The organism is Wylensekiella montiformis (genome assembly GCF_009697385.1).
Classification (GTDB): Bacteria; Bacillota; Negativicutes; order Selenomonadales; family Selenomonadaceae; genus Selenomonas_A; species Selenomonas_A montiformis.
In genome coordinates this window covers 95,036-114,968 of record NZ_VUNL01000007.1, presented here as the reverse complement: position 1 = coordinate 114,968, position 19,933 = coordinate 95,036, and the positions used below count along the sequence as shown (strand labels likewise).

Sequence of the window (19,933 nt, the reverse complement as noted above, 5' to 3'; positions counted from 1 at the left end):
CACCTATACATTCATAACAGAATCGATCAGCCAATTGATCGGACAAATCTCTGCCGCCACTTTTTCTTTTAGATTCCGCTGAATCGCCGGAAAATCATATTGTACCGTCACGATCACCAAGTCCGCCGCCGGCAGTTCATCCTCCAACGTCATCATGGGAAGCGAGCCGCTGTCCTTCTCCGGCTGCTGATCGATGAGATACGCTGGCGTCAGTTGCTCCTGTTCCATCTGATGCACCAAATGCTTGCCCAGCATCCCATATCCATAAATCGCCACCTGAGCATAACCATGCGCGCGTAGCCATCCAGCGATAGATTTCCCTGACTCGAGCAGCATCAGCCAGCGATCCATGACCCGCCAATACCCGCGGTACCGGTCGCAGGTTGCCTGCAAGGCTGCATTCTCCTCTTGCAACATCTTGATAGCACCCTGCGGCACCGCCGGTCTCTCTCCCGTCCTCTTATGTGCCAGGCGCCCCTTCGCCTTGCGGAGTGCCTCCAGGAACTGACAGCCGTACGCCTCATCGGGCTCCAAATGCATGCCCTCCCCCCACTCATTCCAGGCATTGAGGAAGAGGAATGGTGCGTCGTTCTGTTGGCATTTTGCCAGCAACTCATACATCCTGCGTCCAAAAATCTCAGGATTTCTTCCCTTGATGACCACTGCTCCATGGCCGCGACGCGGTGAGTCATCATAGCCGGAGAACCCACCGAGGCACTGCCCCAGCTCCACGGGCTTATCAATGATGCGCTGCCAGAGTTCATCATAGGGGATGCTCTTCATGACATGGTCATCATTCTCGTACTTCTGCGGATACCATCGGGCAATCGTGTCCTGCGGCTCCTGCAGCAGTGAGTTGCTCAGCCCCTTCTCCTCTGCCTCCCGCACATTCGTGCCAATGACATAAACCCCTGGGAACCCATCCTCCCTCGCGAGCTCCTGCCAACAATCCAGCATCTCTTTCAAGCATGGAATATTATCCGGCTTGTAAATCAAAAAAACCGGACATCCCTCGTGGCAAATATACCGCGCATCATGAAAGAAAGGGGAAAGATACGCATAATGCGCCCGCCAAGCCGGCACTCCGCCATACTCCTGTGCGAGCAGGACGCCATCATCCTTCTCGTCTGTACGCTGCCCATCGAACTTCGCCGACCAGGGATTCCCCTCATGCTCAGAGAGGCGACTCCATGAGCGCACCCACGACTCATTCGCCCAGGAAAAGCAAAACGGCATATCGATATCCTTCCACCGCAGCAGATTCTCTGCCGGTTTCTCCAGAATCTTCCTGCCATCCTTAAAATAGTAATGATAAAAGCACATCCCATCCACGCCATACCGCTTCATGAGATCTGCCTGCCACCGCATCGTCTCCGGCTTCATCAAGTCATAATAATTACCATGCAACGGCACATGCGGTTGCTCATGCCCCGGAAAAAGCCGCTCTGCGGAACGGACGCTCGTCCACTCGGTAAAGCCTTCTCCCCACCAGGCATCATTTTCCTTGACTCGATGAAATTGCGGCAGGTACATAGCGATAATTCTCATCGACATTCTCCAATTCTTGCAGCTTCTGCTCCGTATAGGCGGAGTCGATCCACCGTTCATCTATCCTCAGTATCTTCTCTGCGGGAATCCGCTTTTCCTGCAACTGCCGTGCAATCTCCTCCGCCGTATCTGGATTCATCACCGCAATGACCAGATAATCAAATGCCATCTCCTGCAAATCCTCCACAGGCGAAACCGGCTTTCCCAGCGACTGATAGTAAGTAGCCTGCCGATCCACCCAACCTGCGAGCACCAAGCTCTGCGGGAACTTGTCATGCAACTCCTCACCGAATACCCCGGCACCGTAAATCACCACCCGCTTACCGGATGCAATTTCTCCAAACGGATAAAGTCCAAGAAAGTCAGAAAAATACTCGTAGCCACCCAACAATAAATTATTGACAACGAGCCAGTTGATTTGATGCCGAATTACCAATTCATTCTTCAGACCAGCAATCGTATGCAGGAGAAAATAACGCAATATTTTTTGGTCCAGTACCACACTCTTCGTATGCGTATGACAACAAGATGATTCTGCCAGCCTATAGAAATATACCACTTTGGGCAGAAAAGCAACTTGCTGAGCCTGACGAAGACTATATATTGTGCAAGCCCAGTCCTCAGCAAAGCGAATACGCAAATCTACCGCCATCAGCGCATTTTGAATAATATTTTTTTGATACAATACAGAAAACAAAGCCCCGCTAAAATTTGTTTCAAAAGGTCGAGGCAGGATAATATTTTCCAGCACTTTTTCTCCAGACAGCACGCCTGACAAGAGTTTGGATTTTCTCCCATATTTCCCATCCTGATAACGCTGACATATTCCAAAAATTACATCAGCACCAGTTTCATGCTGCAGGTTCAAAAAGGAACTGCAATAATCCGCCGTGACGAAATCATCCGCATCGACGAACATCACCCAATCCCCCACCGCATGCTCTACCCCCGTTTTCCTTGCAGCGTTCTGTCCGCCGTTTTCCTGATAGATATAGCGAAACCTCTGATCATCCGCCACATAGCGCTGACAAATCTCCGCCGTCCCATCGGTCGAACCGTCATCCACGAGGATGATCTCTATCCTGCGATAGTCCTGCGCTTGGATACTGTCCAAGCACTCCGCCAGATAGCGCTCGCCATTATATATTGGCACCACAATCGAAATCAGTTCATCCATGTTCTATCTCCTATTTTTCTTACAGGTATATTTCCAACAAAGGATATCTGCCTCCCTGCCATGTTTCTACACTTACTACATAACGAAATCAATATAAAACTCTATCCTATTGAATCATAAATCCTGCCGTTCTCTATTCTACTTGGCGCAACAACGGAAACTCCGGATACTTCTCATTCCATTCATCAATGCTCAAAACCTCCACAAAGTCAATCATTCTCTCTGCGCATATATCTGCTTCTGCAATAAAAACGGGAACCGTGCAGCCAACAATCCGCGCACATGCTTCCGGAGCACACAAGCTCCAGTTGAACAATCCAATACATACACATACCATTTCCACATACCATTTCTTCTTCCCATACCGTGGCACATTGCCTGCAAAACCTGAAGACTATTAAAATACTTCAGCGCAACTTAGTTGATCCACCTGTCCTCCAACGGACAGAATGCTTCATAGACTGCGGGAACAACATCCAAAGAATGCACAAAGCGATACTGAAATTTAGTATGAAAATGAGAAATCATCAGAATCTCGTGGATTTCCTCTGCTGTATCCAGACAAATCTCACCAGCTAAATTTTTCTCGTCCCGTAGCAAGCTGGCATCGCCATCATGTAGTCCGAAACAGGAACGGAATAAACCTCACCCTTTACTGGCATCAAAGAGCCTGCGTAAACCAGCTTGAGCAATTGTGTTTTGCCCATGCCATTCTTTAGCAGATGACATTAATCCCATCTGCTAAAGATCTCCTGATAGGGGCATGCTGCAAGAAGGACGGCGGACTATCGCCAGATTCTATCATTTATACGATTGATTTTTCCCTGCACAGAAGCAATGTTAGGACAATACAAGCACATTAAAGCAGTACGCTGAATCAATGTGCAATTCTTCTATGAAATCATTTTATCCAACCACAATTGATCACCGTCCATTCTATTATCATCAACCGTAATGACTTGAATCCTATCGCTTTTGTCAACCTTTAATCGCCTTGCATACGTTTTCTGCAAATCTAGTGGCATCTGATTAGATTTATTTTTCACGATGACTAACTTTTTCCCATTATTAATTAAATCTCTTAAAATTCCGTTAATATGTTCATCATCATTATTAAATCCGAAACCGACAACACAAATAATATCAGCTTTAAAAAATCCATCATACACATTAACATATTCTTTAGACATATGAATAGAAGTCATCGGCTTCGTTCCGCTTTGTGTAAATAATAAGGGAACCTTAAAGTGCTCCCATACTTCTTCATCTGATGAAACATCTTTTATCTCTTTGGTTTTAATACTATTCACGTATGGATCATACCATAATTCAGTTGACCCATTTAAAAAATGAATATTTGAAATTTGCTCTATCTTTTTCTTTATCAGATTAGTATAATTAGTCGTTGCAATGGTTTCCGCCTGAATTTTCTTCTCTTTTATATAGTTATTTACATCATCGTAATATCCAACGACATGACAATCAACATTCGCGCATTGTTTCTCAATATAATTACGAACCGTAAACAAGAAAATGCATATTTTGCAAAATTTATTCCACTCAATCTTTGGACAATATAAATAATGCCAATTACTATCAATTAATGTTTTATAATCCAATACATCTGAAAATATCGATTCTAATATCTTCCACGCAAACTTAGTAACAACAATATCATTATTATCTCCCTCCAATATAGTGCCAGAATTTTTATCTAATAAATATTCTAGACCAGTAACTCCAGCCAGGGAGTAATTTAACTTGATAATTTCGCCCAAATCATCAAATAAATCGATATCATCATCTTTTTTGCGAAAAGGATTATCGTTTATTTTTCTTGTCAAAGCCTCACTCAATGCGCCAACCTGCAATTGCATAATTGAAATAATTATTTTTCCTAATTCACTGCGAATCTCAGTCGATGAATCCTTCTTCTTTTTATATATCAACAAGAATGCTGAAAAAAACTTACTTGAAAATAATTTATTCCCTTCAGAAAATTCATCTGTAAACGAAAACTTTTGTGACATATTTATATCGTCAAGGTCTCTATCAATAATTTCCTCAATAGATTTGCGTATATTAATATCACCCGTTTTTTCCATCTTCACTAGTATTGATTGAGCAATTTTATCGAAACATTCTAGCTTACGGATAATCTTTTCCCTATTATGTTCAATTGTATCTTTTATAATATTACCAAATACAGATTTCCCAAATGTTCCAATATTTTTTTCATCAAAATCTTCTGGAAGCCATTCCCCTGCATAAGTCGTTGTCTTATCAATTGACGCCCTCATTTTCTTAAAATCATTTTTAGCTATCGTCGGATCTTGCCGAAAAATATCTAATGCAAATGTTCCTCCAGTTGGCATCCCATATCCTATTTCAGCACCTGCTCCAAATAAAAAGCCGATTTTCTTTACCATCATATAGCATCCTAAAAGCAGTAACACAACTTAGTGCAAGGTATGAAGGACATTATAAATCTAATATTATTCATTATACCACATTTCAAATTTCGTTTTTACTTGGCTAATAAAATGGAATATGGCATGCAACTAGAACGTTTCCATAATATTTTTCTCTCGATACCTCGCATAGGTACACTTCCGACAGAGTGCGTCTCCCTCTCTGCCATTTTCCCTCACAACCGACCTTAGCACCGCTCCCTGCATGATTTCCTCATAGCTCTGCCGTTTCAAATTGCCAAGCACCCGCTGCATGCCAAAATCCATGCAGCAAAGTACAACATCACCATTCGGCAGCAAGACATTATGATTATAAGCAGCTGCACGTCCGCAATAGATAGGCTCATGCTTGCAGGCAGCCGAGCGCAGAGCCTCGTCGTCCAGATTGCCTGCCCGGTCGATCATGTCCCAGGTAATCATGATTTGATGATTGATGATTTTGACCGCCTCAGGATACGGCTCGCATTGGCAGTTGGCAAAATCAATGAATGAGCTTCCATCCTTTTTCTTTTTCTGCACGACATAGCGGAGCAGCTGCAGATACTCCTCCGTAACGGGGATATTGGCATAACCCTTCTGGTCGGGGAGATGGAGCACCACCATACGGAACGGGATGTCCTCGATCTCCCGGAACTGCTCCAGAGAAAGGCCCTGCAGCGTTGTAAACAGCCTGACATCGTGCCCGCTCTCATGTGCATGCTTCACCATCTCCAGCCCATCCTTTGCCAGGAATGGCTCTACGAATCCGGAAAAATCTATCACACAGTCCTCTGGCAGCTTGCTGACATATCCTCGGAACTCATCGATGTTCATTTCACGCTGACAACCACCCCCCCCTGCGAAATAGCGCTGCAGGAAAAGCGGCTGGGGGCAGAAGCGGCAATTCACGCTGCAGCCAGCACGTGGTGTGATCTCCATAACCGGACGGAAAAACATTTCATCGAGAATGGCCTCTGCATGCTCAGGCAGGAAAAGATAGGAGGTAATTCCCCGTTTTTGCAGTTCCTCTTCCAGGACGCCCTGCGCAGAGGGCTTCACCGCCAAGACGAAGAACGCCTGCGGTGTATCAACAATGACCTCATCAAGCGTCCTCACCGGCACGCCCATGACTGTTGGCAGATTGTACCCCTTTTGTGTTACTGCAAAGGATTGTACGTGTATATGCTCCTGTCGCAGCAACGACAAAATCTTGCGCCCATACATCCCCGCGCCATAAAGGACGATTGCCTTCCCCGCAGCGACCTGTGCACGGATTGCGTCTTTATAGCACTCCTGCTGCCGTCGCAAATCTTCCTGACACATATACGAATCTATCTCCATGCGATCCACCTCATCTTATAAACAAACTCATTTATGGAACCAGCTCAAATTTCCATGATGAATCCAATAGGTTTTATCCGTGACATATTCAGAGTTCATAAGGTAATTATACCCTTGAAATATCATAGGATAAATATTCATTCCGTCCAAACAGGAAAATTCTCCTGTTATACGATATCCTCTTGCACGGAGAGTTTCATATTGATGTGAGTTGCAGCTTCGCCGATCTATCGTCCCATCCTCCTTCCGAAAATGACGGTTCTGATAATAATCACGGCACACTCTCAGGATTTCCATCCTTGGACACGCGCCGAAGCCTGATCCAGCATTCCACGTCAACGTGCCATCCACACAGCCAAAAGCATCCTGGTAGAGCAGATCATCCAGATTCCTCAACAGCTCGATATCCGTATCCAGGTAAATACCTCCCTGCTCATAGACAACATCCAATCTCAGATAATCCGGCACATATCCATAAAGCCCGCTTTCGTACGCTTCTTTGAGATACGCGCATTTTCCCATGTCATAATTATGTTCATTCCATTCGACAATCTCATAGTCCGGGCAAAGGCGATGCCAGGCCGCGATATTCTCCCTCACGGCCAAGGGCTTTTCTCCACCCACCCAGACATAATGAATCACCTTAGGAATAACCGGCGTATCATAGTCCTTGCAAACTGCCGGATAATCCGACTGCCGGAAAACCTGCTCCGAAATCTCCGCATAGGATGTCACCGTAATACGGTCCTCCGGGTCCGCCGCTGCCAGCTGCGCGTAAATCTCCTCGAAGTGATAGGCTGTAATCAGGATAAAAGTATCCTCACCCAGCTGTTGCAACGCCTCATCCAGCGACAGGATTGGATACTGGCAATCATCGACAGCGACGCAGCTTCCCGTCCCTGCCTTATGGTTGTCAATATACCCCAGAAGATGCGCTCCCAGACCGGCATCGATCAGGAACTCTCCCATCCGTTCCCCCTGGATACCAGCGCCAAAGCAAAAGACTTTCCTCTCGCTGAGAAATTCCAAAAAAGATTGCCATGTCATGGGCTTCAATCTTTTCAAAACAGGCCCTCCTCATTCATTTCACAATCACCAGCGTCCCGTTCGCATCGCACAGCGGCATATTTCTGAAGGCTTTTAGTTGTGCGTAGTTTGAATTGATGATCTATTCGATATAAGCTCTTTATAGTTTACATTTATCCTATCCAAAATTTCTTTGTTTTTTTCGAGCTTTTTGTAAAAGCATGAATGTGATAAATGATATTTGCTAGTTACAGTGTCAATTAATTGTGTTATGACACATTGGCAAAACGCTACCTGTTCCACTATCCCCTGCGGATGATGGTATTCACGTAAATAATTTCGTCTATCCTCACTATCATACCGTATATTATCTCTTGTAAGATATCCATGAGAATACTGCGATAACGAGCTATAAAAATTTTTATATAAATCCGCATCCCCTAGGATATCCGCCAAATTCTTGAATCCCCTCAATTTATCATCGTAAATCGTAAACCATTCATAGAATTTAGGCTTTTCTTCATATGCCTCATTTGCTTTCTTTATATAATCTTCAAAAATTGGATGAGTTTGGTAAATATCAATTTTATTTTGTGGAATTTTTCCCTTATTTTTCCTTGAAATATAATATGCAGAATAAGCGACTGCTTTTTTCTCATTTTCACTTACTCCAGTATTATCATTCTGAAGCAAAAATTTTACTTGTAAATACAGTTCAAATATTTTTCGCACTAACGGAAACGATGCTTGTATATTATTAGCACCATGCAATATTCGTATCCCATCATATGTTTCAGTAATTTCATCTAAAAAACAGGCTAAAATCGGGCTCTCATAAGATGATATCTGTAACTTCCCCAGTATTCCTTCTAGTCGAACAAGCAAATTAACCGTTGCTGTATCAATTTCATAAGATAACTTACAAATATCTTCTATTTTTCCATCATACTTAAAGCAACAAATTTCAAATAAATCATCCATCAAATTATCCTCTATATCAATATGCTTTACGATACACTATATATCCTCCTCACATCCAAGATAGGTAAGCGTATTTTTTATCATAAGTTCTCCATTTTGAATAATCTTCAGTATTTTGTCAATATTATAATTATCATCATATTTACCACCTGCATAGTGTACAAGTTTATTTCTATATGATATTATTTCACGCAATTCTTGCAACATTTTATCATCATAGTCAATTTCATTCTCTCGTGATATTTTTTCATTATTACAAAAAATGACTTGCATAAGTTTATATCTATTAGGGGTTCTTTCATCACTTTTTAGACTATTGAGAATCCTTATTTCATTATCATCAAGAGACTTTTTTTCATTTAAGATTGCTTCACACTTTTGCGCAAGATATGCATCGATTGCGTTTAAATAGAACATTAATGCTGCTCGCAAATATCTTATCTTTATAAATTTATCATCATTATTCTCAGCTTGATTTAAGAAAAACAATGCGTCCTTCCTATTCTCTTGCCACATATTATGTACTGTTAGGATACAATTTATCTCATTAAAGTTTCTATTTTCCATAACAGGATTCCTTTCTTCCTCGCAAAAAGCGTCCTTCTCTATTTCCTCCGCCACCCGTGCACTCGCCTTCCCATCGAAAACGAGGCCGATGGCCTCGGTAAATTTATCCATCGTCTGCCGATACATGACAGAGTCGAACTGCTGCAGCTTTTCCAGCAGTTCTTCGTTGTCCGACGCCACAGGAAAGGGCAGTGTCAGGTCAAACTGCGGCGTGACGGCTTTGTTATTTCTGACGCGTTCATGCGGATCCGTGGCCAGGTTCCACATGAGGGCCCCGCGATCGTGAGCGTACTGCGCGATATCATCGGCATAGATGAACGCGGGAATGCCGGCAAAGCCGGCCTCGAAGATGGCGCTGGAATAGTCCGTGATGTAGAAATCCATCCCCGCCAGCACCTCGTACATGTCATCGGCCTGGCTTTCATCGAAGATGCGGCCTGCCAGGGCTTCGTTCTTATACTGCCGAAAAGTCGGCGCGAGCTGCGGGTGAACGCGCAGGCAGAGATACCATTTGCCGCCAAATTTTGCTTCCAACATATCTAGCAAACCCACGAAGTCGAGAGTCCACGCCTCCGAGTAGACGCTGCGCTTACCATTTTTCGCTCCCTCGCGGAAGGTCGGCGCATACATGACAATATGCGCATCCTGCGGCAGACCATGCTTCTCACGGATGTGCCGTCTGGCTTCGCGGCGTTCTCCATATAATATATCGCATCTTGGCGCGCCAGTTTTAAGCATAGCCCCAGCAAACAGCATGGAGTCCGGCATCACCACATCGCACCACCGCGAGTCTGTCACAAGGGCATCCATCTGATCGGAGTCGGCCTTGCTGACGAGATAGGCCATACGCGAAAACCCTTCGCCGCGCAGGAGGCCGGTGCATTTGATTCCCTCGGTGTAATGATTGGTATTGAGGTAATATTGCCCTTTCCGCTTCGCGGTTCCATAATGCGTGCGGTAGTTGTCAATCCATACCTTCGCTGTCGACATCCAGTAGGCGCGCCCCCACACAGTATAGGGGGCTTTTCGTATATATTCCGGGAATTTCTTTGTATCATCCTTGACCAGCCATATAAACTCATACTCCGGATGGCGGCGGTGCAGTTCCCGAACGATATATTTGGGATTACAGCCAAACCCGCCCTTCCCTTCAAAGGTCGCAATGCAAATGCGATGTCTTTTGATAGGGAATATCCGGCAGAGATAAAAAACGAGGCGGTTGCCCCAGGCTTTTATTTTTCGCCAACGGATATAATTCTGCTCTTGCATCAACGCTCCCCTTACTTTACATGATCGTTCATCGAACCGACGATTCCCTCGAAAATTCCGGCTTCCTTCCCTACATGCCGTACCGGCTCACAAAAGCTCTACTGCTTTTCTCCCCGTGTCCGGGCAATCGGTGATGATGCCGTCGACGCCTAGCGCTATGAGCTGTTTCATGCGGTCGCGGTTATCCACGGTCCATGTGTTGACGGTGAGGCCCCAGTCGTGCCATTTTTTGACGCGTTCGGCTGTGACGATCTGTTCCCAGGGATGAATGGCCGAGACATCGAGTGCCCGGATGTCCTCCGGCAGTACGAAGTCGCTGCTGCAGAGGATGGCGATCTTTGCCGTGCGGTCGGCTGCCCGCAATTTGCGCAGGGAGCCGATGCTAAAGGAGGAGTAGAGGACGCGGTCCGCAAGGCCATAGCCTCGAACCATCTCAGCGGTTGCGGCCTCGAGTCCCGGATAGTCATAGACACCGGTCTTTAGCTCGATGTTGAGCTGGAAGTCATACTTTCCCATGAAATCCAGGAACTCTTGCAGGGTCGGTATCTCTACAAAGCCGAATTCCGGATGAACGCTGCAGAAGTTGAACGCCTTGACCTCCGTGAGCGTGTAGGCGCGGACGGCGCCCTCTCCGTCGCTGGTCCGATCGATGGTTTCGTCGTGGCAGATGACGATCTCGCCGTCGCGCGAAAACTGCACGTCGAGCTCGATGCCGTCCGCGCCCATCTCGACGGCCTTTTCAAAGGCAGGCATGGTGTTTTCCGGGGCGTACTGCTTGTCCCAGCCGCCAGCGCCGCGATGCGCCCAGATTTTGATATCAGACAATAACCTTTCCCTCCTTGATAGGTGTCGCCTTCCTCCAGACGAGGAATTTCTCCATAATGTCCGCAAATGCGGCGGATTCTTTGCGCGTGAGCTTGAAGCCGCCGCGCGGGTTGCCGTTGATGGCGGAGACGAAGTCGCTGAGCTCGTAGCGCAGGCCGTCGCCGAGGTATTTGGTGAAGACCTTTTCATTCTTCATGAAATCCTCATAGCAGAGCTCAAACTCTGTCGTCTTCTCTTCCTGCAATATAATAAATATATTCAACTTCCAGACCTTTTCTCCTTCTTTTGCGCTTACAATTAGGAAAAGCCGTCCCCATGTGGAACGGCCATAAATTTTTTTGCTTGTAGTGGTCAATCTTTATCCCCCTTGACCAAACGAAAGGTTGTCTTTGCGACGAGATAAATCCCCTCTCAAATGAAGGAAGTCATGTAAATTGGGAATAGGCGTATATCCTGCTCTTTCTGAAAATTTTTCGTGTATAGAATATATTTCTCGGCAATCTGAGCAGAATACCTCTGGCAAAAGGCATCGAAAGAGGCGTGACGCTTATATTGACGAGGCTTTTGATTGCCTGACGTACCCATCGGTACATTACCTCCCTATATAATTTCTTCATTCCGCGTATCCATCTCCGAACCTCCATATTCACCTAACAGATTGCTTTATGCGCTCTAGCTTCACACATATTCAATAGGCAATGCTACTGTACGTTCATTTAGCCATAGCTGCTGCGGATACATACAAAGCACAATACCCAAGCCCCGCTTTTCCCCTTTTATTTTAGTAATGACATCAAAAGTATTCGTCATCGACAATTTCGGATTGGCTGACATCTTGATTTCTACTGGGTAAATAGTGTTGCCATCCTCAATTAGTAAATCAATTTCTGACTCACGCTGTTCTGTTTTATCTTTTCCCCGATAGTATGTCACATACATCCGATAATCCATTCCTGCATTTGAAAAAGATTTCAGTATCTCGGAAACAACAAATGTTTCAAATAATTCGCCAGCCATAGCCCCATTCATAGCAGTATCTGCTGTCTGATATTTGGTCAGAAAACATACCAATCCAGTGTCACGGAAATATAGTTTCGGTGTCTTTATAGCTCGTTTCAATGCCGAATTAGAAAATGGCTGCAAAAGATATACCAACCCCGACGCCTCCAATACCGAAGTCCATTCCTTCGCCGTCGCCACCGTTATATCTGCCTGTTCTGCCACTTTACTATAATTCAACATTTGCCCGGTTCTTGCTGCCATCGCAGTTAAAAACCGCATAAACTTCAATTGATCCTTCACCTTCAACAAATCATTTACATCGCGGTTTAGATAAGTCTGAACATATGACGTATAAAACAACTGCCAATCTACATCTGACTCATAAAGTGCTGGATAGCTACCACGATGGATAATATGCCAAATATCACCATGATGCAAAACATTCTTACTACGTTCCTTGATATAACTCTCCGTCGGAATAAACGGTTTATTAAAATCAATCCCATCAATTTCACGAAGTGACAGACCAAACAATTCAAATATTGCGATGCGTCCAGCCAAGGACTCTGATACATGTTTCATTAATCGAAATGACTGCGAACCCGTTAGTGAAAAAAGACCTCTTTCTTCCGTAGCGTCGCACTCCATCTTGATGTACGGAAAAAGTTCCTGAATGTACTGCACTTCATCCAACGTTATTGGATACGGGTGGTTGCGAAAAAAAAGGCCAGGTTCCCCCTGCGCCTGCGCTAAAAGAACAGGGTCATCAAAAGTTACATATGAACGATTTTTAAAAACATGTTGTAAAATTGTAGATTTACCTACTTGACGCGCCCCCGTAACCAATAGAGCCTTAAATGTCTGTCCAGCATTACAGATACACGTCTCCATATGTCTTCGAATATATTTCATAGGCTATCTCCTCCGACCAATTTATATTTATATTATAAATTAGTCGGAGGAGATAGTCAAATTATGCCGACCAATTTATATTCCAACTATAAATTAGTCGGCATAAAATTACATTATAAATATTCCAGTTCGGCAGCCTTGGCAAAGGCCGTCAGCGTATTTTCGGGATAGCATTGGCTGCAGCCCCGATGTGTCCAAAATTTCATATGATAACCACCCCTTCCTCGATGGGAGACTTTTGCCTCCAGACGAGGAATTTCTCCATAATGTCCGCAAATGCGGCGGATTCTTTGCGCGTGAGCTTGAAGCCGCCGCGTGGGTTGCCGTTGATGGCGGAGACGAAGTCGCTGAGTTCGTAGCGCAGGCCGTCGCCGAGGTATTTGGTGAAGACCTTCTCGTTCTGTGTAAAGTCCTCATAGCAGAGCTCAAACTCCGTCGTTTTCCACCACGGCGCGGGCACGAAGATATAGCCGCGCGTCCCCGATATCAGCAGATGGCCGTCGGATTTCACCTTCAGTCCCGTCTTGGCCGTGGCCATGCTGTGCGCGTAGTCAAAATACACTTTGGTATAGAGATCTACGCCGTTGGGCGCTTTGAAACAGGTAAAGCGGATATTCTGATAATTGGTTCCCAGAAGCTTGATGATGGGGAGCAGCGTGTAGCTTCCATACTCCGTGAAGCTGCCGCCATAACCGGCATTGGTCAGCTCGCGTCTCGTATTGTCCGGAAAGATACGGGTGAAGCAGGATTCGACATCGCGAATCTCGCCGATGACGCCGCTCTGCAGCATGGAGAGCAGACGGATGAAGCCCGGCGTATAAGCGGTCTTGATGGCTTCCATCAGGATGAGGTCTTTTTGCTCCGCCAGATCGAAAAGTTCTTCCGCCTCTGTCTTTTTAAGCGTCATCGGCTTTTCGCAGAGGACATGCTTGCCGTGCTCAAGGGCGCGCTTCGCATAGGCATAGTGGAGTTCATGCGGCGTGCAGATGTCGACGGCGTCGACGTGTTCGTAGAATTCTTCCTCGTCCGCCGTATAGAACTCGCATCCCATTTCTTCCGCAAAGCGTTTGGCACTCTCAATACGCGGATTGAATACGCCCGTTAGCTCCATGCCGCTGACGTATTTTGCCTCCGGCACAAAGCGCCGCGCAATGCGGCCGCTGCCGATTAGACCCATGCGGATGATCTTGTGGTTATGGGTGCGTTTCATCGTGCTCGATATGCCTTTGGTACGCTCAAGGTAACGGACTTCGCAAAATTCCTTGAGATAGTCGAATTTTCCTGTCCAATCCGAACCCAGTACGAAGATATCCACTCCATATTTCTGGATGTCCTCCACTTTTTGGCCGATATGGTCCTCCACAATGACCTCATCGGCAAAACCGGATTTCTTGACATTTTCGATGCGCGTCATCAAGGAGTCGATCACGTTCAGCTTGCCTCTGGCCTCGTCGAAACTTTCCGTAGTGACGCCGACAATCAGATAGTCGCCCAGCGCCTTGGCGCGCTCAAGCAGCCGGTAGTGGCCTTCATGAAAGAGATCAAAGGTACCGTAGGTTATGACTTTTTTCATTCCCTCTCGCCTCCTTGTTTCGCGTCGAGTTGTTCACAGATGTATTGATGAATTGCGGCGCCAGCCGTGCCATCGATATGCGCGGCGATCTCACTGTACGCCTCCAGCTGGGCACTGCGCGAGAACTCCTTGCCGGACAAATCTCCCTTTAGAAAATCTTCCAAGGTATTATAGGCATCTTCGAGGCAGCCATACCGCTGCCACTCCGATATGCGGCCGAATCCCTTGCCCATCTTCTGCCGGCTTGCTTCATCAATGGTCATCGGATATTCGGTAAATTGATTGTTCTTCCCGGCAAAATGATAGATGCGGCGCTCAGGAGCATAATAGAATTTCTCCCTATCCAGAAAGACCGCACATCCCCAAACCGGCATATAGCCATTTTCTGTCCGGCAGGTTGCCCGGAAGGGTACTTTCCACTCCGAAAATTCTCCTGTTTCCTTATTGAGCTGCAGGAACCGATTGCCCCAATGCGGCGCCAGATAAACGATATTCCCGGCTACCGTCAGGCTACTCCAGGGATTCAGTTCACATTCGAAGCGCAATGGCACATGCTCGCAATGGAAATCCTCCGGCACATCCTCATAAACTTTTATCGTTCCGGTGCATGGATTCCAGCAGCGGATGGTATAGCCCTTGCGCGGCAGGCACCAGATTTCTTCCCCATCGGGAACCAATATCATCATTCCGTTTTCATCCCGCTCATCCAGATTGAGCTGCTCCACCTGCAGGGTGGCGGCATCAATCAGCAGAATCCTGCCGCCGGTCGGTGACGCGATAACGATCTTGTCCTGCCATACGCAGCTTCCGCCGACAGTCCAGGCGCCATCTGTCTCCTGAGCGATGACATCGTCATAGCCGGACACATAGTCGACCTGACCGGATTTTATATCGCAGCGGACAATCGCTGGATAGCGGATGGGAATCAGGAAGATATACCGGCCGATCTGCCATGCTCCCGCAAAACGCCCGGCCGTGCTACAAAGGTCCCGCAGCGGGATCCTGCGCACTACACGACGGTCTGCCACAAGCAAAATATCCTGTCCATTTGCCGGACATACCACCACATAGTCCTCTGTCTCAAAAACACGTCCATAATAGCAATCACTGGTATATTCAGACAGACTGCAATAAAGCGCATAGCGTCCATCCTGTTTTGGCGACCACAACAAATCGTTATTTCCTGTTACCATCCATTTCAGATTATCCGTTACCACAAGATTGCCGCGCCAGTCATCCGGCTGCGGCAAGCGATGGATAAGGTTGTTGAAGATGAAGATCGGCTTTCCTGCCACACCAAACAGTGACGTTACGCTGGTGCCCGAGTCGCCGATATAAGCATCCGACCATGCGATTGCCGTATCGATATCCGGCGTATCATCGTAGATGCCAATCTGATTGTCCAGATAATACTGTTTGAGCTGATGGAAAAAAGGCAGGAAGTCCTTGCGCATCGAACGAAAGGTCGTCTCCAATAGCGGATGCGGCCGCCACAGCAGGCAAGCCTCCGGATGTTTTTCAAACGTATGGAATACATACTCCATCTTTTTCAGGAAAGCCCATGGATTATGAATCATTCCGGCAAGGCTGGTATTATAGAAAAATACCTTTTTGCCTGCCATTTTGCCCTTCCACGAGTCCGGCGGATCCGGACGCTCACGGCAAATCCGTACAATCCGGTCAAACTTTGGTGAGCCCAGCGGCAGGATTCTCCCGCGGTCTACCTGCGGATCGTAGAATTCCCTCAGCGATTCAGCCTGTACAATGATATAGTCTGTGTTTTGATAAGCAAAGCAGGACCGCTGACCATCGCCCATCCCGCCAGAGGTCGCAAAATACGGGATATACACCAGAATATCCGTATATTTCTTGAGCTCTGCCGAATAATACTGCGGAGCGACACTGGTGGCCAAATTTCCATTGTCATATGGATTATGAATGTATATGACGTCAGGATGCATTTCTGACAGTGAGACATGCTGATAATTGAGGATTGGCACATCGTCGGGGAATAAATCCCCCTCATAGTGCATATCACCAAAGGTATAATCGGTCTTACGCTCGAAGTAGGGAATCGGCATCACATAGGCTTCACAGGATTCATCTGCCTCAGCGGCCATCCAGACGCTTTCGAGGCTGTCCCACATGCTTGCCTTGTACGGCAGAAACAGGATAATCCGGCGGCATTTTTCCTGCTGCATTGCCTTGATGGCAATATCCAGTATATCCTGACATAATGCACTGGATTCCCTGCGGTCAGCCAGAGTCATCTGCTGCCAGTCCCTGCTCAGTGCCTGAAGCAGTCCTGCGAAAATCTGATGATAGAAATCATGCCGTTCCCCATTAAACAGCGACTGACAGCATGTATCAACACCTGACAGGATGTCTATGAGTTCTTTTCCCGGTTCTCTTCCTGCCCGGCGCAGCCTCCCCATCGCGATAGCCGCCGTCTTCATCTGCAGGACCAGCTGCTTTCTCTGGCTCCATCCCAACATCCTTCTTCACCTCGTATATACTATGTTTATCTATATAAATAACATTCGACAATTGCTCAACTATTCCCTTTTATTTCTCCTCAATAGCAATACAGCACCGTCTCACAGGACGTGGGGATTTTATACCCCAGCCCATATTCATTGAGCAGGGCTTTGTCCTGCTCTGAGAGCCAATAGTCCGTGACGTCGATGGGATAGTGACGGAATTCAAAGCGGTAGCTTGGGCAAAGTGCGGAGACGTATTCGCGCAAATCCCATAAATCATAGGGACGGTGATAGGCACTGATAGCCATCTTTGGCTTCCATTTCAGGATGGAGGCCGCCGCGCCCTCTAGGACATCTCGTTCGGCCCCTTCGACGTCGAGCTTGATATAATCCACACGCGGAAGGTTTGCCCGTTCGACATATGCATCAATCGAAATGAAGTGCGCTACCTCGGAACCATGATCCAGTTTACAGCTTCCCGTGCCGCCGCTGTTATAATGCGCATCGGCTTCCACATTAGAAAGCCCCATGTTTTCGGCCACGAAACCGTATTGCTCAGCTTTGGACTTACAAACCTCATAATTTTTCTTATCCATCTCAAAGGCATATACTTTTGCCCCGAGCGAGGAAATCTTGACCATAGTTAGGAAATCCTTCATGTTTATCCTACTTCAAGCAATCTCAACCTTTATGCGATTTGCAATTCTATCAGCAACGCATTGCCTCTTTGCTGTATTTTATCCAGCTTGCCCCAGCCTAACCGATAGTCGAGCAAAGCCCGTTTCCATTCATTGGCCAGGTATTTGACCTCCAGACTCGGCAAGGAGGCATAAATCAGCAGGACAAACTGCTCTGCCTCATCTGCCAGCTGCAAGAGGGCATCGATATCTGCTCCTTCTACGGTCACTTCCCTTTGCACAAGCTGTATGCGCTCTATGGCTTCCTGCTGGATAGTCTTCACAGCACCATCCCAGGTATCAGCCGCCATAGCCTCATGTTCGGCTGCACTTATGGTGCTTTGACTTACCGTCCAGCCTTCACCGGCTAAATACGTTTCTGCTCCTTTGCCGCTAAATACCTGCTGCATTTCCCTGCGCCTAGACAGGAGGATTAGCTGCCCCTCAGGCCGCAGGGACAGCCATAGCTGCTCCTTCATAGAGGGCAGTAAACATTCATCCGTATCATCGAGCACGATAATATCGAAAGCGTCCTGTGGCAGAAGCAGTTCTTCAAACGGCATCATCATGCAGATACGATCCGTCCGTTGTTCCCTAACCGTTGGGGTCAGCCAATACATCCGATTATCCGGGTGGAATTTTGGCAGCAGCTGGCAAAAGCTGGTCAGCCCTGCACCTGCCCTGCCTCCCAGATGCAACAGTTTCAGCGGCTTGTATTTCCGTAAACAAAAAGCTGCCAGCATCAGATTTACCATTTGGTACCCTTGACGCAGGGAAATGTCGCTGACAGCTGTTTCCAATGAATGCAGCAGCTTTTTTATTTCCCGATCCAATACGAAATCAACTGCTTCGCCATTTTCCTCCACGATATGCATCGGCAAGGCGCTGTGGTTGCTATAAAAATCTAAAGTGTCCAATAACAGCTTTCTGCTGCCATCAGTTGTTTCACCATAATAGCGAAAGTATTCTCGTGCTTGCTCAGCCATCATTCCACCTCTTTGAAAAGCAGCCAGTATAGGCGTTGAATGATTTTCTCGAAATCATATTCTTCCTTGCCATAAGTCAAGGCACGCTTACCGCCCTGCAACATACAGTTCTCATCACAGCATACTTGATATAGGATATCTGCCAGTACATCAATATTGCCACGTTCATACTTACTTCCACAGCGTCCTTCATCGATAACATCATCCGCTGCATCGATGTCCGAGGTAATCATATAACAGCCACTATATAGTGCTTCAGCCACAACATTCGGCGTCCCGCCTTCAAATACCGAGGTCAGTGCAAAGATTTTCGCCCGTTTATATTCCGCCAGCAACTGTTTTTTCTCGAAAATCGGGCCTGTCATCTCAATCTGTCGGCCAATCCGCGGATAACGCAGGCAAAAATCCTTAAACCACTGCATAAAATCAGGTTCGATTTTTCCTATCAAGCGCACCGTCCAATCTGGCAAACTAACATAAATCTTAGCAAAGGCTTCCAGCAGTTCTTCGTTGCGCTTCTGAGCAGAACCTATCCGGCCCACAGTCAGAATAACCTTTTCTTTTCTCCCAAAATCTACGGCCATATCCAGTTGATCAAAGTTGTAAAAACCATTGGGCAGATATTCCACCACACAGGGCCATTTTTGTCCCAGGCATTTCTGCATACGATGACAGCTGGCCCCTATCACATCGCATTCCTGCAAGAACCGCAAAAAGGCTGGATGTGTCCACTCCAAGGTATCCTCATAATAGGAATTAGGGTCGAGTTCCAGATAAACTTTACCATCAGGCCGCAGTTGGCGATAGCGATGAACAATGGGGAAATAGAACGGGAACAAGCCATGCAGGACCAATACATCCATATCCTGATAATGTTCCTGCAGATACCGGCATTCCGTCTCCCATTCTGCATCCGGCAGAAAATCCATCTCAACGCCTTTTACATAGCGTTCCAAAGACGGATACTCCGCCTGCATACGTGTACCAACCATCACCGCCCGATAGCCATATCTCTTGTGAAATAGATATGGCACAATCCCGCAGTTCTTCGTCAGCTGCTGATCGTTCCAGCCATTATTGGGGGCAATACTGTAAATCCCTCGTCTTTTCCCAGCCATA

16 protein-coding genes are annotated in these 19,933 nt (G+C 46.6%); all 16 read right to left on the bottom strand.

What is annotated here, in order from left to right:
* Positions 1–3 precede the first annotated feature (3 nt).
* Positions 4–1,548 carry a glycosyltransferase WbsX family protein gene (locus FYJ78_RS07570; protein ID WP_195847914.1) on the bottom strand — a complete coding sequence of 515 codons (1,545 nt, stop codon included), beginning with the start codon at positions 1,546–1,548 and terminating at the stop codon, positions 4–6.
* A complete protein-coding gene (locus FYJ78_RS07565; protein ID WP_154620806.1) occupies positions 1,496–2,725 on the bottom strand; it encodes a glycosyltransferase family 2 protein in 1,230 nt (409 codons plus the stop codon). The genes FYJ78_RS07570 and FYJ78_RS07565 overlap by 53 nt, the downstream gene beginning before the upstream one ends.
* 893 nt (positions 2,726–3,618) lie before the next feature.
* Positions 3,619–5,154 carry a hypothetical protein gene (locus tag FYJ78_RS07560; protein WP_154620805.1) on the bottom strand — a complete coding sequence of 512 codons (1,536 nt, stop codon included), beginning with the start codon at positions 5,152–5,154 and terminating at the stop codon, positions 3,619–3,621.
* Between the two features lie 132 nt (positions 5,155–5,286).
* The gene (locus FYJ78_RS07555; RefSeq protein WP_154620804.1) at positions 5,287–6,516 is read right to left on the bottom strand and encodes a radical SAM/SPASM domain-containing protein; all 1,230 of its coding nucleotides are present in this window, start codon (positions 6,514–6,516) and stop codon (positions 5,287–5,289) included.
* 27 nt (positions 6,517–6,543) lie between these two features.
* The gene (locus tag FYJ78_RS07550; RefSeq protein WP_154620803.1) at positions 6,544–7,581 is read right to left on the bottom strand and encodes a glycosyltransferase family 32 protein; all 1,038 of its coding nucleotides are present in this window, start codon (positions 7,579–7,581) and stop codon (positions 6,544–6,546) included.
* Positions 7,582–7,656: 75 nt separating this feature from the next.
* On the bottom strand, positions 7,657–8,523 hold the full coding sequence (locus tag FYJ78_RS07545) for a DUF5677 domain-containing protein (RefSeq protein ID WP_154620802.1): 867 nt from the start codon (positions 8,521–8,523) through the stop codon (positions 7,657–7,659).
* 36 nt (positions 8,524–8,559) lie between these two features.
* Entirely contained in the window at positions 8,560–10,359 is a 1,800-nt protein-coding gene (locus tag FYJ78_RS07540; RefSeq protein ID WP_154620801.1) for a CDP-glycerol glycerophosphotransferase family protein, read from the bottom strand.
* A gap of 87 nt (positions 10,360–10,446) precedes the next feature.
* Positions 10,447–11,184, bottom strand: a complete 738-nt coding sequence (locus FYJ78_RS07535) for a glycerophosphodiester phosphodiesterase (protein WP_154620800.1) — start codon at positions 11,182–11,184, stop codon at positions 10,447–10,449.
* The gene (locus tag FYJ78_RS07530) at positions 11,177–11,446 is read right to left on the bottom strand and encodes a hypothetical protein (RefSeq protein WP_154620799.1); all 270 of its coding nucleotides are present in this window, start codon (positions 11,444–11,446) and stop codon (positions 11,177–11,179) included. Before FYJ78_RS07530 ends, FYJ78_RS07535 begins: the two co-directional genes overlap by 8 nt.
* Before the next feature lie 416 nt (positions 11,447–11,862).
* The gene (locus FYJ78_RS07525) at positions 11,863–13,098 is read right to left on the bottom strand and encodes an ATP-binding protein (protein WP_154620798.1); all 1,236 of its coding nucleotides are present in this window, start codon (positions 13,096–13,098) and stop codon (positions 11,863–11,865) included.
* Between the two features lie 113 nt (positions 13,099–13,211).
* Positions 13,212–13,304, bottom strand: a complete 93-nt coding sequence (locus FYJ78_RS13090; RefSeq protein WP_268878433.1) for a glycerophosphodiester phosphodiesterase family protein — start codon at positions 13,302–13,304, stop codon at positions 13,212–13,214.
* Positions 13,301–14,671, bottom strand: coding sequence for a Gfo/Idh/MocA family oxidoreductase (locus FYJ78_RS07520; RefSeq protein WP_154620797.1), 1,371 nt, complete (start codon positions 14,669–14,671; stop codon positions 13,301–13,303). The genes FYJ78_RS13090 and FYJ78_RS07520 overlap by 4 nt, the downstream gene beginning before the upstream one ends.
* Positions 14,668–17,166 (bottom strand): hypothetical protein, encoded by a 2,499-nt coding sequence (locus tag FYJ78_RS07515; protein WP_154620796.1) that lies wholly within the window; start codon positions 17,164–17,166, stop codon positions 14,668–14,670. The genes FYJ78_RS07520 and FYJ78_RS07515 overlap by 4 nt, the downstream gene beginning before the upstream one ends.
* An 80-nt stretch (positions 17,167–17,246) precedes the next feature.
* Positions 17,247–17,792 carry an FkbM family methyltransferase gene (locus FYJ78_RS07510; RefSeq protein WP_195847913.1) on the bottom strand — a complete coding sequence of 182 codons (546 nt, stop codon included), beginning with the start codon at positions 17,790–17,792 and terminating at the stop codon, positions 17,247–17,249.
* Between the two features lie 47 nt (positions 17,793–17,839).
* Complete coding sequence (locus FYJ78_RS07505) at positions 17,840–18,814, bottom strand: hypothetical protein (RefSeq protein ID WP_154620794.1); 975 nt, start codon at positions 18,812–18,814, stop codon at positions 17,840–17,842.
* Positions 18,814–19,932 carry a glycosyltransferase family 4 protein gene (locus FYJ78_RS07500; RefSeq protein ID WP_154620793.1) on the bottom strand — a complete coding sequence of 373 codons (1,119 nt, stop codon included), beginning with the start codon at positions 19,930–19,932 and terminating at the stop codon, positions 18,814–18,816. Before FYJ78_RS07500 ends, FYJ78_RS07505 begins: the two co-directional genes overlap by 1 nt.
* Position 19,933: the final 1 nt, after the last annotated feature.